Annotated in this window: 16 protein-coding genes and 1 riboswitch; of the genes, 10 read left to right on the plus strand and 6 right to left on the minus strand. The window is 73.8% G+C overall.

The features are described 5' to 3' along the window. The first annotated feature begins 120 nt into the window (after positions 1 to 120). Positions 121 to 2,007 (plus strand): SpoIIE family protein phosphatase, encoded by a 1,887-nt coding sequence (locus tag NQU54_RS21110; RefSeq protein ID WP_257632409.1) that lies wholly within the window; start codon positions 121 to 123, stop codon positions 2,005 to 2,007. 383 nt (positions 2,008 to 2,390) lie between these two features. Here NQU54_RS21110 and NQU54_RS21115 read toward each other — a convergent pair whose 3' ends face one another. The 6 genes from NQU54_RS21115 to NQU54_RS21140 form a co-directional block, all read right to left on the minus strand. Next, positions 2,391 to 3,170, minus strand: a complete 780-nt coding sequence (locus NQU54_RS21115) for an enoyl-CoA hydratase/isomerase family protein (RefSeq protein ID WP_069869900.1) — start codon at positions 3,168 to 3,170, stop codon at positions 2,391 to 2,393. 122 nt (positions 3,171 to 3,292) lie between these two features. Next, entirely contained in the window at positions 3,293 to 3,514 is a 222-nt protein-coding gene (locus tag NQU54_RS21120; RefSeq protein WP_009718933.1) for a helix-turn-helix domain-containing protein, read from the minus strand. Between the two features lie 400 nt (positions 3,515 to 3,914). After that, complete coding sequence (locus NQU54_RS21125; protein WP_257632410.1) at positions 3,915 to 5,513, minus strand: ABC-F family ATP-binding cassette domain-containing protein; 1,599 nt, start codon at positions 5,511 to 5,513, stop codon at positions 3,915 to 3,917. Positions 5,514 to 5,761: 248 nt separating this feature from the next. Next, complete coding sequence (locus NQU54_RS21130; RefSeq protein WP_257632455.1) at positions 5,762 to 7,168, minus strand: hypothetical protein; 1,407 nt, start codon at positions 7,166 to 7,168, stop codon at positions 5,762 to 5,764. 210 nt (positions 7,169 to 7,378) lie between these two features. Then, positions 7,379 to 8,506 carry an alpha/beta hydrolase gene (locus NQU54_RS21135; protein ID WP_257632411.1) on the minus strand — a complete coding sequence of 376 codons (1,128 nt, stop codon included), beginning with the start codon at positions 8,504 to 8,506 and terminating at the stop codon, positions 7,379 to 7,381. Positions 8,507 to 8,596: 90 nt separating this feature from the next. Next, complete coding sequence (locus tag NQU54_RS21140) at positions 8,597 to 9,283, minus strand: class II aldolase/adducin family protein (protein WP_257632412.1); 687 nt, start codon at positions 9,281 to 9,283, stop codon at positions 8,597 to 8,599. A gap of 347 nt (positions 9,284 to 9,630) precedes the next feature. On the opposite strand from NQU54_RS21140, the gene NQU54_RS21145 reads away from it, so the two are divergent. The 9 genes from NQU54_RS21145 to NQU54_RS21185 all read left to right on the plus strand — a co-directional run bounded on the left by NQU54_RS21145 (position 9,631) and on the right by NQU54_RS21185 (position 19,989). Next, positions 9,631 to 10,911, plus strand: a complete 1,281-nt coding sequence (locus NQU54_RS21145; protein ID WP_257632413.1) for an inorganic phosphate transporter — start codon at positions 9,631 to 9,633, stop codon at positions 10,909 to 10,911. 12 nt (positions 10,912 to 10,923) lie between these two features. Further along, positions 10,924 to 11,175: a hypothetical protein gene (locus tag NQU54_RS21150; RefSeq protein WP_257632414.1), complete on the plus strand. Its 252-nt coding sequence runs from the start codon at positions 10,924 to 10,926 to the stop codon at positions 11,173 to 11,175. 142 nt (positions 11,176 to 11,317) lie between these two features. Further along, positions 11,318 to 11,535, plus strand: a riboswitch (cobalamin riboswitch). A 149-nt stretch (positions 11,536 to 11,684) separates the two neighbouring features. Continuing rightward, a complete protein-coding gene (locus NQU54_RS21155) occupies positions 11,685 to 12,668 on the plus strand; it encodes a cobalamin biosynthesis protein (RefSeq protein ID WP_257632415.1) in 984 nt (327 codons plus the stop codon). After that, the gene (locus NQU54_RS21160; protein WP_257632416.1) at positions 12,665 to 14,308 is read left to right on the plus strand and encodes a cobyric acid synthase; all 1,644 of its coding nucleotides are present in this window, start codon (positions 12,665 to 12,667) and stop codon (positions 14,306 to 14,308) included. The genes NQU54_RS21155 and NQU54_RS21160 overlap by 4 nt, the downstream gene beginning before the upstream one ends. Positions 14,309 to 14,372: 64 nt before the next feature. Continuing rightward, positions 14,373 to 16,523: a putative cobaltochelatase gene (locus NQU54_RS21165; RefSeq protein WP_257632417.1), complete on the plus strand. Its 2,151-nt coding sequence runs from the start codon at positions 14,373 to 14,375 to the stop codon at positions 16,521 to 16,523. Next, positions 16,523 to 17,119: a cob(I)yrinic acid a,c-diamide adenosyltransferase gene (gene cobO, locus NQU54_RS21170; protein ID WP_037949564.1), complete on the plus strand. Its 597-nt coding sequence runs from the start codon at positions 16,523 to 16,525 to the stop codon at positions 17,117 to 17,119. Before NQU54_RS21165 ends, cobO begins: the two co-directional genes overlap by 1 nt. Continuing rightward, a complete protein-coding gene (locus NQU54_RS21175) occupies positions 17,113 to 18,564 on the plus strand; it encodes a cobyrinic acid a,c-diamide synthase CobB (protein ID WP_257632418.1) in 1,452 nt (483 codons plus the stop codon). Before cobO ends, NQU54_RS21175 begins: the two co-directional genes overlap by 7 nt. A 19-nt stretch (positions 18,565 to 18,583) precedes the next feature. Next, positions 18,584 to 19,084: a cobalamin biosynthesis protein gene (locus tag NQU54_RS21180; protein WP_372505971.1), complete on the plus strand. Its 501-nt coding sequence runs from the start codon at positions 18,584 to 18,586 to the stop codon at positions 19,082 to 19,084. 68 nt (positions 19,085 to 19,152) lie between these two features. Continuing rightward, positions 19,153 to 19,989 carry a sirohydrochlorin chelatase gene (locus tag NQU54_RS21185; RefSeq protein ID WP_257632420.1) on the plus strand — a complete coding sequence of 279 codons (837 nt, stop codon included), beginning with the start codon at positions 19,153 to 19,155 and terminating at the stop codon, positions 19,987 to 19,989. Positions 19,990 to 20,125: the final 136 nt, after the last annotated feature.

Consider the following 20,125-nt stretch of genomic DNA (forward strand, 5'->3'; position numbering starts at 1 on the left):
TGTCGGTGGAGATCGGGTCGAGTGCCATCGCGTCGTCCCTTAAAGATCATTCATATCCCCCTGTCTGTCATAATATGGCACCTAGACGGACTAAACCGCCCGTATTGCCCTGGAGCGCACGTGGGAGCCTTGATTCCTCTCGCGCGTGAGTCCGTGTCGCGGACGACACTGCCCGGAAGTGTGCGCGCGCCCGGCGCGGCACGCGCCTTCGTCCGTACGGCACTTACGGGACGGAGCGCAGCGGAGGCGTTCACACCGGTGACCCTCGACGAGCAGTCCATCGATGACGCGGTACTGCTGGTGAGCGAGCTGGTCACCAACGCCGTCCTGCACGCGGGCACCCGGGTCGAGGTGGTCTGCCGGCTCCAGCCCGGTGAAGGTCCCGGCGGCGAGGGCGGCCCCATGGGGCCCGAGGGGACGCCCGGCCAGGACGAGGTGCCGAGAGACATCCCGAACCAACCCGGGATCGTCGTGGAGGTCGCGGACCTCCACCCCGCCAGCACCGTATACGGGGGGCCGGAGACCCAGCGCCGGGGCCGCGGCCGCGGGCTCCAGCTGATCGGGGCGCTCGCGGAATCCTGGGGCGTGACCTATCACCGCACCCGTAAGGCGGTCTGGTTCCGGCTGGACGCCGAGCGGGCGGGGCCCGGGTTCGACGCCGTCCCCACTACCGCGCTCGGGCGTGAGCTGCGGTTCGCCGAGACCCTCGCCCCCGCTCCGCCGCGTGAGCAGCGCGACCCGACCGCCGACTGGGTGGACCGCGGCGGACCGTCCTTCCTCGCCGAGGCCAGCGAACTGCTCACCGGTCAGCTTGACGAGAACATGGTCGCTGCCCTGGCCGGGCAGCTCCTGGTGCCCCGGCTGGCCGACTGGTGCGCGGTCTGGCTGACCACCGAGAGCGGCCAGCTGCACCTCGCCCGCGTCTGGCACAGCGACGAGCACCGGATCGGCGCGCTCCGTATGTCGCTGGAGCGGTATCCGCCGCCGACCGGGCTCGGCTCGGCGGGCACCTCCTGGCCCTGGCCGGGGATCGCGGACAGCCAGGGGACGGGCGGCTCCGCGGTGTGTTTCCCGCTGATCGCCCACGGCCGCAGCCATGGTGCCCTGCTGCTCGGCCGGGCCGGCGTGCCCCGGATGGCCGAGGGCGTGGTGCGGCTCTCGGAGGACGTGGCGCGGCGGGTGGCCCAGGCGGTGGCCACGGCCCGGCTCTACACCCGGCAGGCGACGATCAGCCGGGCGCTGCAACGCCGGCAGCTGCCCATGTCACTCGCCCACATCCCCGGGGTGGACACGGCGATCGTCTACGAGCCGCACGGCGAGGGGCAGACCGTCGGCGGCGACTTCTACGACCTGTTCCCCATGGGCGACCGCCGCTGGTGCTTCCTCCTGGGCGACGTTCAGGGCAGCGATCCGGAGGCGATGTCGGTCACGGGGCTGGCCCGCCATCTGGTCCGGCTGCTGGCCCGCGAGGGCCATGGGGTCGAGTCGGTGCTCAACCGGCTGAACCAGGCGCTGGTGGAGGAGGACGCGGAGGCGGCCGAGATCGACGGCGAGCAGTCCCGGCCGCGCTTCCTGAGCCTGCTCTACGGGGAGCTGGAGCCCGACCCGGCGGGGGGCGGCGCCCACTGCACCCTGGCGAGCGCCGGCCACCCGCTGCCGCTGCGGCTGACCACCGACGGCGCGGTGGCGCCCGCCGCCAGCCCCCAGATGCTGCTCGGCATCGACGAGAACCCGGACTTCCACGCCGACTCACTGGAATTGGAGCCCGGCGAGACGCTGCTGTGCGTCACCGACGGGGTGACCGAGCGGCGCAACGGCATCCGTCAGCTGGATGACGACGACGGCCTCTCGGACATCCTGCGGAGCTGTGTCGGGCTGGGCGCCAAGGCGGTCGCGGAGCGGGTGCGGCGCGCCACGCACAACTTCAGCGCCGAGCCGATCGACGACGATCTGGCGGTGCTGGTGCTGGAGGCGGTACCGGCGGTGGAGCCACCGCGGGTGCCGTGACGGGCACGACAGCTCGGCGCCGCCACCCGCCGCGGCTCCGCCGGGGGGGGCGGCGCCGCCGGTGCACAGCGACGCCGACAGTCCGCCATAGCCTGCCGGTCCGCGACGGGCCGCCGCTCCCACTGGGCTTTACTGGGCTTTCGGTCCGGGACGACGCCGCCAGCCCCGGCGGCTCTCGGTCCGTGACGGCTGCCGCTGCCTCGCCGTCGTGCAGATCGCCGGAAGCCGATCGGGGTTCGAAACCCCCCGAAGGGGCGCGGGGCTGTATCGATGTGCGGCTCCGCCGCATGGGCGCGACCAGCCACGACGGCGCCGCAGACGACCGACGGCAGAACGACAAGACGGCAAGACGGCACGGCACTCCCTAGCGGAGCGCGAAGCGCTCAGTCCGCCTGCCCCGCCAGGTCGCGCAGTCGGCGGGCCTGGGCGCCGCGCTCGGCGGCCCGCTGCTCCTCGTACGTGCGGCCCACGGCACCCCGCAGCAGCGCCTTGGTCTCGATCACGGCGTCGCGCGGCGCTGCGAGCAGGGCCGCCGCCAGGTCCTGGACCGCGCCGTCGAGTTCGGCGGCAGGCACCACGAGATTGGCGAGCCCGGTCCGCTCGGCCTCCTCGGCATGGACGAAGCGCCCGGTGGCGCAGATCTCCAGCGCCCGGGCATATCCCACGAGCCCGACCAGCGGATGGGTGCCGGTGAGGTCCGGCACCAGCCCGAGGCTGGTCTCGCGCATGGCGAACTGTGCGTCGTCCGCGCAAACCCGCAGGTCACAGGCGAGCGCAAGCTGAAAACCGGCCCCGACGGCATGTCCCTGGACGGCGGCGATCGACACGATGTCGTTCCGCCGCCACCAGGTGAACGCCTCCTGGTACCCGGCGATGGTGGCGTCCAGCTCGCTGTCGGAGCCGCGCGCCATATCGAGGAACGACGGCTCGCCGTCGAACCCTTCGGGCGTGAACGCCTGCCGGTCCAGACCCGCCGAGAAGGACTTGCCCTCGGCGCGCAGCACCACGACGCGCACGGTGCCCGGCACCCGCTTCCCCGCCTCCGCCAGCGCCCGCCACAGGGCGGGCGACTGGGCGTTGCGCTTCGCCGGGTTGGTCAGGGTCACCGTGGCGACCGTGTCATCGACGGTAAGCTGAACGCCGTCCTTGTCGAGCAGGGTCACAGGGGCCTCCGGTCGTGTGCGGTCAGTACAAGTGACTGCACAGTAACCACCCGGCCGAACCGACGATCAGCCGGGTGGCACCCCTGTCCGAACCTGCCGATGGTGACGGAGCGAGCGGGCGATCAGGCCGAGGCGGCTTTCTTGCCCCGCGTCGCGCCGCCGCGTCCCCTCAGGGAGACTCCCGATTCGCTGAGCATCCGGTGAACGAATCCATAGGAGCGGCCGGTCTCCTCGGCCAGCGCCCGGATGCTCGCCCCGGAGTCGTACTTCTTCTTCAGGTCTGCCGCGAGCTTTTCGCGCGCGGCGCCGGTCACCCGGCTGCCCTTCTTCAGAGTCTCGGCCACCCGTGCCTCCTCATGGGAAGTGCGCTCTGGACTCTCATGATCACCCCTACAGGGCTTCCTGGCCACCCATTCGGCAAGGTCTGTGGATGAAGCATTGCGGGAAATCGCGGCGCGACGGCCTTCGGAATCAAGGATTCCGGCGTTGTTCAACCTGACACTCTTTCGTATCCATCGACGAAGAGGCAGGTCAGGGCATACGCGAGCAACGTCGCGGAGGTCCGGACCGGCGCACGGCACGCCCTGTGCGCCGGTGGCCCGCGACGCGCCGCGATACCAGCCGTTCTCACTCAGATGATGGATCACGCCTAGGCCAAATGATCTACAAGAAGGGAATCGGACCGGAGGAACCGGACTCTTGGGACGGGGCCGGAACAGCGCCCGGCCCCGTCATCACGCCTCGTCAGGCGAGCGCGACGAGGTCCGCGTAGTCCTCGCCCCACAGGTCCTCGACACCGTCCGGAAGCAGAATGATCCGCTCCGGCTGAAGCGCGTCCACGGCGCCCTCGTCGTGGGTCACCAGCACCACCGCACCGGCGAAGGTGCGCAGCGCGCCGAGGATCTCCTCACGGCTGGCCGGGTCGAGGTTGTTGGTGGGCTCGTCCAGGAGCAGCACATTGGCCGAGGAGACCACCAGGGTGGCCAGCGCGAGCCGGGTCTTCTCGCCGCCGGAGAGCACCGCGGCCGGCTTGTCCACGTCGTCGCCGGAGAACAGGAACGACCCGAGCGTCTTACGGATGTCGACGAGGTCCAGATCCGGGGCGGCGGAGCGCATGTTCTCCAGGACGGTGCGGTCCGGGTCGAGCGTCTCGTGCTCCTGCGCGTAGTAGCCCAGCTTCAGCCCGTGGCCGGGGGTCACCATGCCGGTGTCCGGCTTCTCGACCCCGGCCAGCAGCCGCAGCAGGGTCGTCTTACCGGCGCCGTTCAGCCCGAGGATGACGACCCGGGAGCCCTTGTCGACGGCCAGGTCGACATCGGTGAAGATCTCCAGGGAGCCGTACGACTTCGACAGCCCCTCCGCGGTCAGCGGGGTCTTGCCGCACGGGGCCGGGTCGGGGAAGCGCAGCTTGGCGACCTTGTCGGCCTGACGGACGTCGTCCAGGCCCGCCAGCAGCTTCTCGGCGCGGCGGGCCATGTTCTGCGCGGCCACGGTCTTGGTGGCCTTGGCGCGCATCTTGTCGGCCTGCGAGTTGAGGGCCGCGGCCTTCTTCTCGGCGTTGGCGCGCTCGCGCTTGCGGCGCTTCTCGTCGGCCTCGCGCTGGGCCTGGTAGAGCTTCCAGCCCATGTTGTAGATGTCGATCACCGAGCGGTTGGCGTCGAGGTAGAAGACCTTGTTGACGACCGTCTCGACGAGGTCGACATCGTGGGAGATGACGATGAAGCCGCCGCTGTAGGTCTTGAGGTAGTCCCGCAGCCAGACGATCGAGTCGGCGTCGAGGTGGTTGGTGGGCTCGTCCAGCAGCAGGATGTCGGAGTCCGAGAAGAGGATCCGGGCCAGCTCGACCCGGCGCCGCTGACCGCCGGAGAGCGTATGGAGCGGCTGGCCGAGCACCCGGTCCGGCAGGCCGAGGCTGGCGGCGATGGTCGCGGCCTCCGCCTCGGCGGCGTATCCGCCCTTGGTGAGGAACTCGGTCTCCAGGCGCTCGTACTTCTTCATCGCGCGCTCACGGGTGGCGCCCTGGCCGTTGGCCATCCGGTCCTCGTTCTCGCGCATCTTGCGGAGCACGGAGTCCAGGTCACGGGCCGAGAGGATGCGGTCGCGGGCGAGGACGTCGAGGTCGCCGGTGCGCGGGTCCTGCGGGAGGTAGCCGACCTGGCCGGAGCGGGTGATGGTGCCGCCGGCCGGGATGCCCTCACCGGCCAGGCATTTGGTGAGCGTGGTCTTGCCCGCGCCGTTGCGGCCGACGAGGCCGATGCGGTCGCCCTTGGCGATACGGAAGGAAGCGGACTCGATGAGGACGCGGGCGCCGGCACGCAGCTCGACACCGGAGGCGGTGATCACGGGAATTGCTCCTGGGCAGGATGGACGGCGGACGGGACGGACTGAGGGCGGCCGACGCCGTCTAATGCACGAGGAGAATTGCCATGCGGCTAGTTTAGCGGGGCGGGCAAGTCGTTATTCCCCCGGCGTCCCCCCGGCTTCCCCCCCGCCTCCCCCGCGGCCTTACGGCCTTCGCCGCGCCCTTACGGCCTTCCCCGTGGTCTCCCCCGGCCTGCCTTCCCGTGGTCCCCTACGGCGGCCGCTCCCCGTCAGGCCCCGCCCGTGTGCACCTGGAAGGCCGCCCGGCGCACCGCCTTGGCCAGGGCGGGATCGGGGTGGGCGGCGGCCAGCGCCACCAGGACCTGCACGGTGCGGGGGTGCCCCACGGCCCGTACCTCCTCCAGCAGCGCGGGCACGGTGCCCTGGACGGCGGACTCCAGGTGGCGGACGAGCAGCGGGCTCTCCCCGTGGTCGGAGATGGCCGCGGCGGTGTCCACCCACAGCCAGGTGGCCTCCTCGCGGGTGAGCGCGTCCAGCGCCTCGTCCGGGTCGGCGCCCTCGTGTTCGGCGAGCCACAGGAGCGCGTACGGCCGCAGACACGATTCGCCGACGACGGCCCGTACGGCGGGCTCGGCGGGCGCCCCGACGACGCGCAGCGCCTCGAAGGCGAGCCCGCGCAGCAGCGCGTCGTCGCCGCGCGCCGCGTCGATGAGCTCGGTGACGGCGCTGCCGACGGGGCGGGCGGCCAGCCAGGCCCGGTACTCGGCGCGGGCGGGGCCCGGGGTCAGGCCGGCGCAGCCGCGCAGCATGTCGGCGGCGGGCTGCTCGATGTTCCCGGCCGGGCTCTGGGCGGCGACGCAGATCTGCTCCAGCTTGACCCACACCGCCCAGTTGCCGAGCGCGGTCAGCACGGCCTCCCGGCGGTCGCCCTTGGCGTCGTCAGCGGCGTTCTCCGGCCCGTTCAGCCCGTCCCGGGGCTCTTCCCGCACCGTGAGCGCCCCGACGGACGAGAGGGCGTCCAGGGCCCAGTCCAGCAGCCCCTCGAGCGTGGCGGCGTCCTCGGCGGCATCGGCAGGCGCGGAACTCCCGGCGCCCTCGGTGGGCTCCCGGCCCTCCGTGGCCCCCTGGGGGACCTCGCACCGCTCGGTGCGCAGCTCGGCGACCCGCTGCCGGAGCATGTCCAGCAGGGCGGAGATCTGCACGGTGCCGGCGGAGAGCTGCAACAGGGAGAGCAGCTGCGGTACGGCCTCGACGACCTCCGCGACCGCCGTCGGCTCGGCCGTGGCCGGGGCGGGGCAGGCCAGGGACCACGCGTCGAGGAGGGCGACCCAGCCGCGCAGCACCGCGCTGTCGTCCCGGTCCCACGCCTGAAGCCGCCAGCCGGGGCGGGTGGTGCCCGCGTGGTGCTCGATGAGGCCGATGAGGCGGGCGCGGTCCCAGTCGGTCCGCACCTCCCGCTCGCTCAGCCCGAGCGCCGCCGCGGCGCGGGCGGCGGCCTCGTCGGACAGCGCGCCAGGATCGCCGTGTTCTGCCGCGGCCCAATGGGCGACCGCCACGGCCCCCGTGAGCCCCGCCCTGGCCTGCCGGGCCAGCTCGGCCGGGGGCGGTGTGCCCTCCGGCGGGCGGGGCGCCGGTCTTGAGCCGCGGTTCACCGCGGGCCGGCGGGCGGTGGCCATCGGCCGGTTTCGGACGAGTCGGAGCCGGGAGTCGCGCGGAGTACGGGACGTCACGGAAGCAGTCTCGCCGTTGACGGCCCGAAAGCCCAATCGGCACCCGTCCGGCGGTCGCCGCGAATGGTTCGCGCCATCTCGAGGACATGTCCGCCGCCGCCCCGCGAACGCTTCCCGCGCCGTCTCGCACGCGCTTCCGCGATCGCCTTACGGCCGCTACAGCAGCGGTATCAGGAAGCGCCGCAGCGCCTCCTCGTACCCCTTGGGGTCCGCGTTCCACATGGCCGCGTGCGGTGCCTGCCGGACCGTGTGAAGGGTCACCAGATCGCGTCGGCGGCCGACGAGTTCACGCGAGACGTGCCAGGGCGCGAGGGTGTCGTCGGGGCCGTGCGCGAGGAGCGTGGGCACGGACAGCCGCTCCGGATCGGCCACTTCCGGCAGCCTGCTGTCGTGGAGTCCGGTGCGTCCCTCGGCGGCGCGCAGGGCGAGCGGAAGCAGCGGCGCGGGGATGCCACGGGCCGCCGCCAGGGCGCGCAGGGTGGCCCGCCAGTCGAGCACCGGGGAGTCCAGGACGAGGCCGACGACGCGGTGCCGCAGCGCGGAGTTCGCGGCGGTGTGGAGGGCCATCGAGGCGCCGATGGACCAGCCGTGCAGCACGACTCCGGTCGCCCCGTAGGCCACCGCGTAGCGGACGGCGGCGTCCAGGTCGCGCCACTCGGTGTCGCCGAGATGGGATATGCCGTCCTCGGGGCGGGGGGCGCCGGGGTCCCCGCGGTAGGCGAGGTCGAGCACCGGCACCCGCAGCTGCCTCAGGAAGGGCATGACGACCATAGGGTGCTCACGGGTGGTGCCCAGGCCATGGGTGGTGATCACCCATGTGGAGCGTTCACCGGGGATGAACCAGGCGGGCAGCGGGCCGAGTTCGCCGGGCACGTGGACGTCGGTGTGGTCGATGCCGAGCGCGTCCCGCGGATCGCCGATGTGCACCTGCGGGGTCAGCCGCACCCGGGTGCCGGGGTTGAGGTCGCCGTATGTGACCCGCTCCAGGCGGCGGACGACGCAGTCGGCGGCGTGCGGGGCGTCCTCGACGACGGGGCCGACGACGGCGTGGCAGGAGCGGCCGGTGAGGCCGTAGGTGCCGGGGCGCAGCGAGGCGAGCGATCGGGTGAGGGTGATCTGGCCGGCGGCGGTCGCGTGGACGGTCAGCGGGGGCTCGTTCGGCAGCGGCCGGTGGGAGGCCGGTTTCAGCGCAGCGTCGGTGGCGCACCGTCCGGCCGCCACCGCGGCCACGCCGACACTCAGCAGGGTGGTGGCGGCCGCGACCGCCGTTGTACGCAGGCGCATCCCTCCCAGTGTGGGCGGGGAGGCAGCCCCCGGCCAGCGGGCGTACCCGGCCGGGTGACCGCCCGGCCGGGGCCCGCGCGCCGGGCGGGCTCAGCCCGGCTGGCCGTAGCCGCTCAGCTTCTCCGCGGCGCGCCGCATCTCGTCCGGCGGGATCAGGGACGGTGTGCGGCCGGGGGCGGAGGCCGCGGTGAGCCAGACCCGGCACATCCATTCGAGCTGGGCGGTGCGGTCGTACGCCTGGTCCAGGGTGGCGCCGTGGACGATGGTGCCGTGGTTGCGCAGCAGGCAGCCGCTGCGGTCGCGGAGCGCCTCGAGCATGGCGTCGGCCAGTTCGTCCGATCCGTAGAGCGCGTAGGCCGCGACGCGGACCGGTCCGCCGAGGGCGGCGGTCATGTAGTGGATCGCGGGGAGCTCGTCGACGAGGGTGGAGACGGCCGTGGCGTGCACGGCGTGGGTGTGGACCACCGCCTCGGCGTCGGTCTCCCGGTAGATCGCGAGGTGCATGGGCAGCTCGCTGGTGGGCTTGAGCGCGCCGAGGACCTGCTGTCCGTCGAGGTCGACGGCGACGGCGTCCCGTGAGCCGAGCCGGTCGTAGGGGACGCCGCTCGGGGTCACCAGGACGGTGTCCCCGACCCGGGCCGAGACATTGCCCGAGGTGCCGACGACGAGGCCGTCGGCGGTGGTTCTGCGGGCCGTTCTCACCACCTGCGTCCATGCCTGGCGCAGGGGGTGGGTCAGCCGCGGCTGCGGCTGCCGCGGGGATCGCGACTGGGTCACCTGCCCTCACCTCCGGGGCGATCCTGCCAGGCGGCCCGTGGCCGCGCCGCGGCGGGACCGGAACGGGCGCGGCACGACCTACGGCCGCGCCTCGTGGACAGCCGGCCGGGGCGGGTGAACGAAGGTGAACGCCGGGCGTTCGCGGGGCCGGTTCCGGGGGTCTCCTTCTGAGGTCCTCGCTGGCGGCTCAACTCCCGTATGACATGGGAGCGTAGGCTGGAATTCACGGTGTCTTGGCCATTCCGCAACCACGTCACCCTGATGCCCTGCTCAGTTCACCTCCTGTTCACCCTGTTTCCTTACGTTCACCGTGCCACTAACGACCTTCGAACTGATTGACCGGGTGTATGGAACACATCACGCTTCTCATCGGGATCGTGATCGTCACGGCCTTGGTGTTCGACTTCACGAACGGCTTCCACGACACGGCCAACGCCATGGCCACCACCATCTCCACGGGAGCACTCGGTCCCAGGGTTGCGGTGGCGATGTCAGCGGTACTCAACCTCGTCGGCGCGTTCCTGTCCGTCGAGGTGGCCAAGACCATCTCCGGCGGGATCATCGACGAGGGCGCCGGTATCCGACCAGAAGTGATCTTCGCGGGGCTGGTCGGCGCGATCCTGTGGAATCTGGTGACCTGGCTCGCCGGACTCCCCTCAAGCTCCTCCCACGCCCTGTTCGGCGGCCTGATCGGCGCCACCCTGGTCTCCGTCGGCCTGGACGGGGTCAACGGCGACGCGATCGTCATGAAGGTCCTGATCCCCGCCGTCGCCGCGCCGATCGTGGCCGGCATCGCCACCATGGTCGCCACCCGGCTCACCTACCGGCTCGGCAGCGGCCGCTCCCCGGAGGACACCGCGAAGGGCTACCGCGCGGGGCAGATCGCCTCGGCGGCCCTGGTCTCCCTCGCCCACGGCACCAACGACGCCCAGAAGACGATGGGCGTGATCACCCTGGCGCTGGTCACCGGGAACGTGGTGGCGCCCGACTCCGACCCGCCGCTGTGGGTCATCGTCTCGGCGGGCCTGGCCATCGCGCTCGGCACCTACCTGGGCGGCTGGCGGATCATCCGCACCATGGGCAAGGGCATCACCGACATCCAGCCGCCGCAGGGCTTCGCCGCCCAGACCGGCGCCGCGACCGTCATCCTCGCCTCCTCCCACATCGGCTTCGCGCTGTCCACCACCCAGGTCTGCTCCGGCGCCGTCATGGGCGCGGGTGTCGGCCGTAAGGGCGCGGTGGTGCGCTGGTCGACCGCGGGCCGCATGGTGGTCGCCTGGGTGCTGACCCTGCCCGCCGCGGGCCTGGTGGCGGGCGGCGCCGCGCTGCTGGCCGACCAGGGGAACGCGGGAGTCGCGGCGGTGGCCGTGCTCGCGATCCTGGCCTGCGGGGCGATCTGGGCGCTGTCGCGCCGCAAGCCCGTGGACCACACCAACGTCAACGAGGTCGCCGCCCAGGAGCCGGTGGGCGCCGTCACGGCCGCCCTGCGGTCCGTGGCCCCGCCGCCCGCGGGTACGGCGGCCTCCGCCCCCGAGGGCGCCGTGGAGGCCGCCGCCGCGAGCGGCACCCCCGAGAGCACACCCGAGCAGACCCCCACCCCCGCCGCCGCGAGCAGCACCACCCGCTAAGGAGCCAGGAACATGAACATCGACTGGGCGGCACTCGGCCAGGTCTTCGGCGTCAGCCTCACGGTGACGGTCGGCATGGTGGGCGTCTTCACCCTGGGCATCGTCGGCACGTCCCGTAAGGCGGCGCCGGAGCAGGGCGGCACGGCCGCCGTGCCCTCCGGTGCGGTCGGCGGCGGGTCCGCGCTCGCGCGCACCGGCGCGTACGCCTGTTTCGCGGTGTGCGCCGCGGTCGTGGCGTACGGCATCTATCTGATCGTCGCCTGAGGACCCCAGGATCCCCATCGCCCCACCGGCCGCCGGATGGCGGCGCTGACCAGCGCCGACCGTCCGGCGGCCGTTCTGTAAGCGGACGTCGCCTGTGGGGCTCGGCACACTTGGGCGTCATGGGTCATATGCGAGTTGACGGCCATTCGCGGCCCATGGTGGACTTCCCGAGCCAAACGGCGGCAGGAGAGGAAGCCGGTGAGAATCCGGCGCGGTCCCGCCACTGTCACCGGGGAGCGACCTCCCATCGCCTGTATGGGGTCACGGCTCGTCCGTACGGTTCGTCGCGTACGCGGGGCTGGAAGACCGGGAGGGCCGCGGATCCGGGAGCCAGGAGACTCTCACCGCCGGTCACGTCGAACCAGGGCGAGGACCCTGAGTGAGGACATACCGCCATGCCCGGCACCGCCACGCCGCCAGCCTCCTCTGCCCGCTCCGGCTCCTCCCGCGCCCCTGTCGGCACCCCTGTTCGCGTCACGCCGCGCCGAGGCGTGACGGCGGCCTGAGGGATGCGTGCCGACCACGCCTCGTTCGCGTGCGGCGCGGTCCTCGGCTTCCTCGGCGATCTCGCGACGGGCGATCCGCGCCGCGGCCATCCGGTGGCCGCGTTCGGGCGCGCCGCCGCGGCCGCCGAGCGCCGGCTGTGGCGTGACCACCGCGGCTACGGGGCCCTGCACACCGCGCTGTGCGCGGGCGGCGCGGCCGCCGGTGCCGCGCTGCTGACCCGCGCCGTACGGGCCCTCGGCGGGCGCCGTGGCGCGGAGGTCGCGCTGACCGCCACGGCCACCTGGGCCGTGCTCGGCGGTACGACGCTGGGCCGTGAGGCACGGGCCGTCGGCGACGCGCTGGCCGCCGGGGACCTCGAGGCCGCCCGGGAGCGGCTGCCGCATCTGTGCGGCCGCGATCCGCAGGCGCTGGACGGGCCGCGGATCGCCCGCGCGGTTGTCGAATCGGTCGCCGAGAACACCTCCGACGCCGTCGTGGGCGCCCTGGTGTGGGGCGCCGTGGGCGGGGTGCCGGGGCTCATCGGCTTCCGCGCCGTCAACACCCTGGACGCCATGGTGGGCCACAGGTCGCCGCGCTACCGGCGGTTCGGCTGGGCGGCGGCCCGTCTGGACGATGTGGCCGGATGGCCCGGTGCGCGCCTTACGGCGGCCCTGGCGACGCTCGCGGGCCCCGATCCGCGCGGTGCGTGGCGCGCCTGGCGGCACGACGGCCGGCGCCATCCGAGCCCCAACGCGGGCCCTGTGGAGGCGTCCTTCGCGGGCGCGCTCGGCGTACGGCTGGGCGGCACCCTCGCGTACGGCGGCCGGGTCGAGCACCGGCCGGTGCTCAACTCCGGCGGGCGGCCGGTGGCGGCGGCCGACATCGAGCGGGCGATACGGCTGTCGCGGCGCGTCGGCATCCTGGCGCTCGGGGTGTCCGTGGCGGCCCGGCCGGTCCTGAGGGCGTTGACGGGGCGGCCCCGGGCCGCTGGAAGGGGCGGTGGATGAGCGGGATACGCGGTAAGGGCGGCACGGACGGTTCGGGGTCGCTGGGCGGGGGGCTGCTCGTCGCGGGCACGACCTCCGACGCGGGCAAGAGCGTGGTGACGGCCGGGATCTGCCGGTGGCTCGCCCGTAAGGGCGTCAGCGTGGCGCCCTTCAAGGCGCAGAACATGTCGCTCAACTCCTTCGTCACCCGGGAGGGGGCGGAGATCGGGCGGGCGCAGGCCATGCAGGCCGCCGCCGCGCGCGTGGAGCCGAGCGCGCTGATGAATCCGGTCCTGCTGAAGCCGGGCAGCGACCGCAGCAGTCAGGTGGTGCTGCTGGGCAAGCCAGTGGGCGAGCTGAGCGCGCGCGGGTACTTCGGGCGGCCGGGGACCCCGGCGCGGTCGGGGCCCGCCGTACGGCCGCCGTCGGGCGCGGTCTCCCCCGGTGAGGCGGCCAAGGGGCGTGAGGCGCTGCTGGGGACCGTCACGGAGTGCCTGGAGGAGCTGCGGCGCACCCATGACGCGGTGATCTGCGAGGGCGCGGGCAGCCCGGCCGAGATCAATCTGCGCCGTACCGACATCGTCAACATGGGGCTCGCGCGGGCCGCGGGGCTTCCGGTCGTGGTGGTCGGGGACATCGACCGCGGTGGCGTCTTCGCGTCCTTCTTCGGCACGACCGCCCTGCTGTCGGCGGCGGACCAGCGGCATGTGGCCGCCTATCTGGTGAACAAGTTCCGCGGCGATGTGAGCCTTCTGGAGCCAGGTCTGGAGATGCTGCGCGACCTCACCGGGCGCCCGACTGTCGGTGTGCTGCCGTTCGCCCACGGGCTGGGGATCGACGAGGAGGACGGGCTGCGGGTCTCGCTGCGCGGCACCCTGCGGGAGAGCGTCGTGGCGCCCCCTTACGGTGCGGACGTGCTGCGGATCGCGGTGGCCGCCGTGCCGCTGATGTCCAACTTCACGGACGTGGACGCGCTGGCGGCCGAACCGGGCGTGGTCGTGCGGTTCGTGGACCGGCCCGAGGAGCTGGCCGACGCCGATCTGGTGGTGCTGCCGGGCACCCGGGGCACCGTAAGGGCGCTGGAGTGGCTGCGTGAGCGCGGGCTCGCCGGCGCGATCGCCCGGCGGGCCGCCGAGGGTCGCCCGGTGCTGGGCGTCTGCGGCGGTTTCCAGATGCTCGGGGAGCGCATCGAGGACGAGGTCGAGTCGAGGGCCGGGACGGTCGCCGGGCTCGGGCTGCTGCCGGTGCGGGTGCGGTTCGCGGCGGAGAAGACCCTGGCCCGGCCGGTGGGCGAGGCGCTCGGTGAGCGGGTGGAGGGCTACGAGATCCACCACGGGGTCGCCGAGCCGCTCGACGGGGCCGAGGAGCCCTTCCTGGACGGCTGCCGGGTGGGTTCGGTGTGGGGCACCCACTGGCACGGCTCACTGGAGAGCGACGGCTTCCGGCGGGCGTTCCTGCGGCGGGTGGCCGAGGCGGCGGGCCGGGCGTTCGTACCGGCGCCGGACACCCGCTTCGGCGAGCTGCGCGAGGAGCAGCTCGACCGCCTCGGCGACCTGATCGAGGAGCACGCCGACACGGACGCGCTGCTGCGGCTCATCGAGGGCGGCGTCCCGGAGGGGCTGCCGTTCGTCCCTCCGGGGGCACCAAGGGGGACGTCGTGATGAACGACGCCCCCGACACCGAGACCGGACAGCGACGCCAACGCACCCCAGGAGGTACCGCCGCGTGACCACCACCTACCCCTTCAGCGCGATCGTCGGCATGGACGGCCTTCGGCTCGCCCTGCTCCTCAACGCCGTCTCACCCGCCGTGGGCGGCGTCCTGGTGCGCGGCGAGAAGGGCACGGCCAAGAGCACCGCCGTAAGAGCGATCGCCGCGCTGCTGCCCGAGGTGGACGTGGTGGCCGGGTGCCGGTTCTCCTGCGATCCGGCCGCGCCCGACCCGTCCTGCCCGGACGGTCCCCATGAGCCGGGCACCGGCGAGGCGCGCCCCGCGCGGATGGTCGAACTGCCCGTGGGCGCCTCCGAGGACCGGCTGGTCGGCGCCCTCGACATCGAGCGGGCGCTGTCGGACGGGGTCAAGGCGTTCGAGCCCGGACTGCTCGCGGACGCCCACCGCGGTGTGCTCTACGTCGACGAGGTCAACCTCCTCCACGACCATCTGATCGACCTGCTGCTCGACGCGGCCGCCATGGGCGCCTCCTACGTGGAGCGCGAGGGGGTGTCCGTACGGCATGCCGCGCGCTTCCTCCTGGTGGGCACCATGAACCCGGAAGAGGGCGAGCTGCGGCCGCAGTTGCTGGACCGCTTCGGCCTCACGGTGGAGGTCGCCGCGTCCCGGGACACCGGGGAGCGGGTCGAGGTGGTGCGGCGGCGGCTGGCGTACGACGAGGACCCCGAGGGGTTCGCGGCGCGCTGGGCGGCGGACGAGGAGGCCCTGAGGGAGCGCATCGCGGCGGCGCGCGCCCTGCTGCCCCGGGTGGGTCTCGGCGACCGCGCGCTACGGCAGATCGCCGCGGTGTGCGCCGGGTTCGAGGTGGACGGGATGCGCGCGGACATCGTGACGGCCCGTACGGCGACCGCGCTGGCCGCCTGGGCGGGGCGCACCGACGTCCGGACCGAGGACGTACGGGGGGCGGCGCTGCTGTCGCTCCCCCACCGCAGGCGGCGGGCTCCGTTCGACGCGCCGGGGCTCGACGAGGACAAACTCGACGAGATCCTGCGGCGGTTCGAGGAGGACGACCCGGAGCCGGATCCGGACCCGGGCCCCGAGGGCCCCGGCGACGGGCCGGACGGCTCGGACGGTCCCGACGACACCGGGGGCGGGCCCCAGGAGGGCGCGGGCGACGGGGCACGGGAGCAGACGCCGCCCACCACTCCCGAGCCGTCCGTTCCCGACCAGCGCGGGGGTGAGCACGAGGCGGCCGAACGCGAGGACGGGCCGGCCCGGGCCGATCGCGACGGCGGGGCGGCCGACCCGGGCGAAGGGGACGGCGGTACCGGCGGAGCCGGCGGTGAGCGGGCGGCCGTGGGCGCCGCCGAACCGTTCCGCACCCGGCGCCTGGACGTCCCCGGCCTGGGCGAGGGCGCGGCAGGCCGCCGTTCGCGCGCCCGCAGCGCGCACGGCCGCACCACCGGGGCGCGCCGCCCGCGGGGGACGCTCTCCGCGCTGCATCTGACCGCGACCGTCCGGGCGGCCGCCCCCCATCAGCGGGCACGCGGGCGGAGCGGACCTGGGCTAATGGTGCGCCGGGACGATCTGCGCGAGGCGGTGCGCGAGGGCCGGGAGGGCAATCTCGTGCTGTTCGTGGTGGACGCGTCGGGCTCGATGGCAGCGCGGAAGCGGATGAGCGCGATCAAGGGCGCGGTGCTGTCGCTGCTGCTGGACGCCTACCAGCGGCGGGACAAGGTCGGGCTGATCACCTTCCGGGGCGCGGACGCCGAACTCGCGCTGCCGCCCACCTCGTCGGTGGACGCGGCCGCCGTGCGGCTGGAGCGGCTGCCGACGGGCGGCCGTACGCCGCTTGCGGCCGGGCTGTTGAAGGCCCGGGAGGTGCTGCGGGTGGAGCGGCTGCGGGACCCCGCGCGCCGTCCGCTGCTGGTCGTGGTGACCGACGGGCGGGCCACGGAGGCGAGGCGGTCCGGCGGGCCCGCACCGGTCGAGCGGGCCGGACGCGCGGCGCGGATGCTCGCGGGCGACGGGGTCGCCTCGGTGGTCGTGGACTGCGAGTCGGGGCCGGTGCGGCTGGGGCTGGCGGGCGCGCTCGCCGGCGAACTGCGGGGCACGCGGGTGACCCTCGACGAGCTGCGCGCGGACAGCGTGACGGCGCTGGTGCGCGATGTACGAAACGTATCGAACCCTCGGAGGGCCGCCTGATGCCGCAAGGACAACCGACCGTCGTCCCCGACGACGGGCTGACCACCCGCCAGCGCCGCAACCGTCCGCTGGTGCTCGTCCACACCGGTCAGGGCAAGGGCAAGTCGACCGCGGCGTTCGGGCTGGCGCTGCGGGCGTGGAACCAAAACTGGCCGGTCGGTGTATTCCAATTTGTAAAGTCCGCGAAATGGCGGGTCGGTGAGGAGCGTGCGCTGCGCGTCCTCGGCGACTCGGGCGAAGGGGGGACCGTCGCATGGCACAAGATGGGCGAGGGCTGGTCGTGGGTCCAGCGCGACATGGCTTCCAGCGAGGAGGCCGCACGCGAGGGCTGGGAGCAGGTCAAGCGCGATCTAGCGGCGGAGACATACCGGCTCTATGTGCTGGACGAGTTCGCGTATCCGATGCACTGGGGCTGGGTGGACCCCGACGAGGTGGTGGCGGTGCTGCGGGACCGGCCCGGGACACAGCACGTCGTCATCACGGGGCGTAACGCACCGGCGCAACTGCTGGACTTCGCCGACCTGGTCACCGACATGTCGAAGGTCAAGCATCCGATGGACGCCGGTCAGAAGGGCCAGCGAGGCATCGAGTGGTGAGTGTTCCGCGCCTGGTGATCGCGGCGCCCGCCTCCGGCAGCGGGAAGACGACGGTCACCGCGGGGCTGATGGCCGCGTTCGCGGAGCGCGGTCTGGATGTGTCCCCGCACAAGGTCGGCCCGGACTACATCGACCCTGGCTATCACGCGCTCGCCATCTCCTCGGCGGCCTCCTCGGCCGCCTCCTCGGGCGGCCGGTCCCGGGCCGGGGGCGCGCGCCCCGGCCGGAATCTGGACGCGTATCTATGCGGTCCGGAGCGGATCGCCCCACTGTTCCTGCATGGGGCGGCGGGCTGCGATCTGGCCCTGGTCGAAGGGGTGATGGGGCTGTTCGACGGGGCGGCCGGGCAGGGCGAGCTGGCCTCGACGGCGCATGTGGCCAAGCTGCTGCGGGCGCCGGTGGTGCTGGTCGTGGACGCCTCGTCGCAATCGCGGTCGGTGGCCGCGCTGGTGCATGGCTTCGCGTCCTGGGATCCCGAGGTGCGGGTCGCGGGGGTGATCCTCAACAAGGTCGGTTCGGACCGTCACGAGGCGATGCTGCACGAGGCGCTGGAGGGGTGCGGGGTGCCGGTGTTCGGCGCGCTGCGCCGAACACGGGCGGTGCGGGCCCCGAGCCGCCATCTGGGTCTGGTGCCGGTGGCCGAGCGCCATGCGGAGGCGGTCGATTCGGTGGCCGCGCTGGCCGCCCGGGTGCGGGAGGGCTGCGATCTCGACGGGCTGCTGGCGCTGGCCCGCAGCGCACCGCCCCTGTCCGAGCGGGCCTGGGATCCGGAGGAGGAGGCGCACCGGGCGATCCGCACCGCCCCCGCTGCCGGGGGCCGGGCCGGGCGGGCGGCACGGCCGGTGGTGGCCGTGGCGGGCGGGGCCGCGTTCACCTTCTCGTACGCGGAACACACCGAGCTGCTCACGGCGGCCGGGGCGCGGGTCGTCCCCTTCGATCCGCTGCGGGACGAGCGCCTCCCGGAAGGCACCGGTGGTCTGGTGATCGGCGGTGGGTTCCCGGAGGTCTACGCCCCCGAGCTGTCCGCGAACGAGCCGCTGCGCGCCGCCGTCGCCGGGCTCTCCGCGTCCGGCGCGCCCATCGCCGCCGAATGTGCCGGACTGGTCTATCTGGCGCGTTCGCTGGACGGGGAGCCGATGTGCGGGGTGCTGGCCGCCGAGGCACGGATGTCGGAACGTCTGACGCTGGGCTACCGTGAGGCCGTGGCCGTCTCCGACACCTCACTCGCCGCCGCGGGGACACGGGTGCACGGCCATGAGTTCCACCGCACCACCATCGTGCCCGGAGCGGGGCCGGAGCCCGCCTGGGGTCTCGTCCACCCGGAGCGCCGTACCGAAGGGTTCGCACAGGGAGATGTACATGCCTCCTATCTGCATGTGCACTGGGCCTCGATCCCGGGGGCGGCGGCCCGGTTCGTCGACAGATGTGTGCCCCCTGCCGGTTGAGCCGAGGCGGTGAGCTGACGTGGAGGTCATCGGCCGGGGCACGATATGTCCCCTGCCCGGGTCGCCACTCGTCGTCGGAGTCGGGGCGAGCCGGGGGGTGTCCGTCGGCGAGGTGCTCGGCCTGGTCGAGGCGACCCTGGCCGAGGCGGGCCTCTCACCGCACGGCGTGGCCGAGTTGGCCACGGTCGAGGCCAAGACCGGGGAGCCCGGGTTGCTGACGGCGGCCGAGCGGCTCGGAGTGCCGCTGTGCGGATACCCCGCGGAGGCGCTCGCGGCGGTGGAGGTGCCGAACCCGTCCGCGGCGCCGCTCAACGCCGTGGGCACGGCCGGGGTCGCCGAGGCGGCCGCGCTGCTGGCCGCCGGTCCGGGTGGCGAACTGCTCGTCGCCAAGCGGAAATCCACACCGCACGGCCGCCCCGGAAGGGCCACCTGCGCCGTCGCTCGCCGTCCGGCGGCGGTCAAATCCGGGCAGAGCGGGCAGCGAAGACCTGCCGTGGACCGCCCCGACGCAGGTCAGTAACGTCTCGGGGCGGAACAGCCCGCCCTCTGCCGACCGTGACCCCCGCATCACCTGTACAAGGAGACCTCGTGACGACCCCGCCCGCCCTGCTCGTCGCAGGCATCGGCACGCGAGACGAAAGGCATGCCGCCGCCTTCCACGCATTCGTAGAGGAGTTGGCCATACGCCACCCGGATCTGCCCGTGGCGGGTGGCCTCGCCGGACCGGGCGGCCACCCGCTGTCCGATGCGGTCACCCGACTCGTCGGGGAAGGGGTGAACCGCTTCGCGGTCGTCCCGATGACGCTGATCCCGGCGGCTCCCCCCAGAGACGGCGTGGCCGCCGCGCTGGCGCAGGAGGCGGAGCGGCACGCCGACGCCTCGTTCACCTCCGCCCGGCCGCTCGGCCCGCACCCCACGCTGCTGAGCGTGCTGGAGCGGCGGCTCGACGAGGCACTGGGCAATCGGCCCCGGCTGCCCTCGGACCGCGCGGAGACCACCGTGCTGCTGGTGGGCGATGGTTCGCCGCTCCCCGCCGCCAACGCCGAGGTGCACCGCGCGGCCCGGCTGATGTGGGAGGGCCGTGGCTTCGCGGGCGTCGAGGTGGCCTTCGCCTCGCTCGCCGCACCGGATGTGGCATCGGGCCTGGACCGCTGCGCCAGGCTGGGGGCGCGCCGGGTCGTGGTGCTGCCGTACTTCCTGTTCGCGGGCGGCGCCCTGGAGCGGGTGCGGCAGCAGGCGGAGGGCTGGGGGCTCGCCCACCCCGAGGTCGAGGTGGTCCCGGCCGATGTCATCGGCCCGGCGAAGGAGTTGGCCGACCTCGTCATGGACCGCTATGAGGAGGTGGCCGACACCGCCGGGCGCGGAGGCTGCGCCGATGAGGCCCATGCCTTCGCGCATCCCGACGCCCACGCCGATGTCCGCTGATTCGTTGGCGGGCGTGTCCGCGAGTGCGAGTGGGTCCGCCGCCGGGTCAGCCGATGGCGGATCCGCCGGGTCGGCCCCGGCCTCCGGGTCCGCCGCGTCCGCCGGGTCAGCCCGGTCCTCCGGGTCTTCCGGGTCA

The sequence above is a fragment of the Streptomyces malaysiensis subsp. samsunensis genome, from assembly GCF_024519315.1.
GTDB lineage: Bacteria > Actinomycetota > Actinomycetes > Streptomycetales > Streptomycetaceae > Streptomyces > Streptomyces malaysiensis.

Bases quoted from the DNA above. Each gene is read 5' to 3' on its own strand.
- NQU54_RS21135 (WP_257632411.1), bottom strand. From the start codon at position 8,506: ATGCGCCTGCGTACAACGGCGGTCGCGGCCGCCACCACCCTGCTGAGT.
- NQU54_RS21155 (WP_257632415.1), top strand. From the start codon at position 11,685: ATGCGTGCCGACCACGCCTCGTTCGCGTGCGGCGCGGTCCTCGGCTTC.
- cobO (WP_037949564.1), top strand. From the start codon at position 16,523: ATGCCGCAAGGACAACCGACCGTCGTCCCCGACGACGGGCTGACCACC.
- NQU54_RS21145 (WP_257632413.1), top strand. From the start codon at position 9,631: ATGGAACACATCACGCTTCTCATCGGGATCGTGATCGTCACGGCCTTG.
- NQU54_RS21150 (WP_257632414.1), top strand. From the start codon at position 10,924: ATGAACATCGACTGGGCGGCACTCGGCCAGGTCTTCGGCGTCAGCCTC.
- NQU54_RS21130 (WP_257632455.1), bottom strand. From the start codon at position 7,168: ATGGCCACCGCCCGCCGGCCCGCGGTGAACCGCGGCTCAAGACCGGCG.
- NQU54_RS21160 (WP_257632416.1), top strand. From the start codon at position 12,665: ATGAGCGGGATACGCGGTAAGGGCGGCACGGACGGTTCGGGGTCGCTG.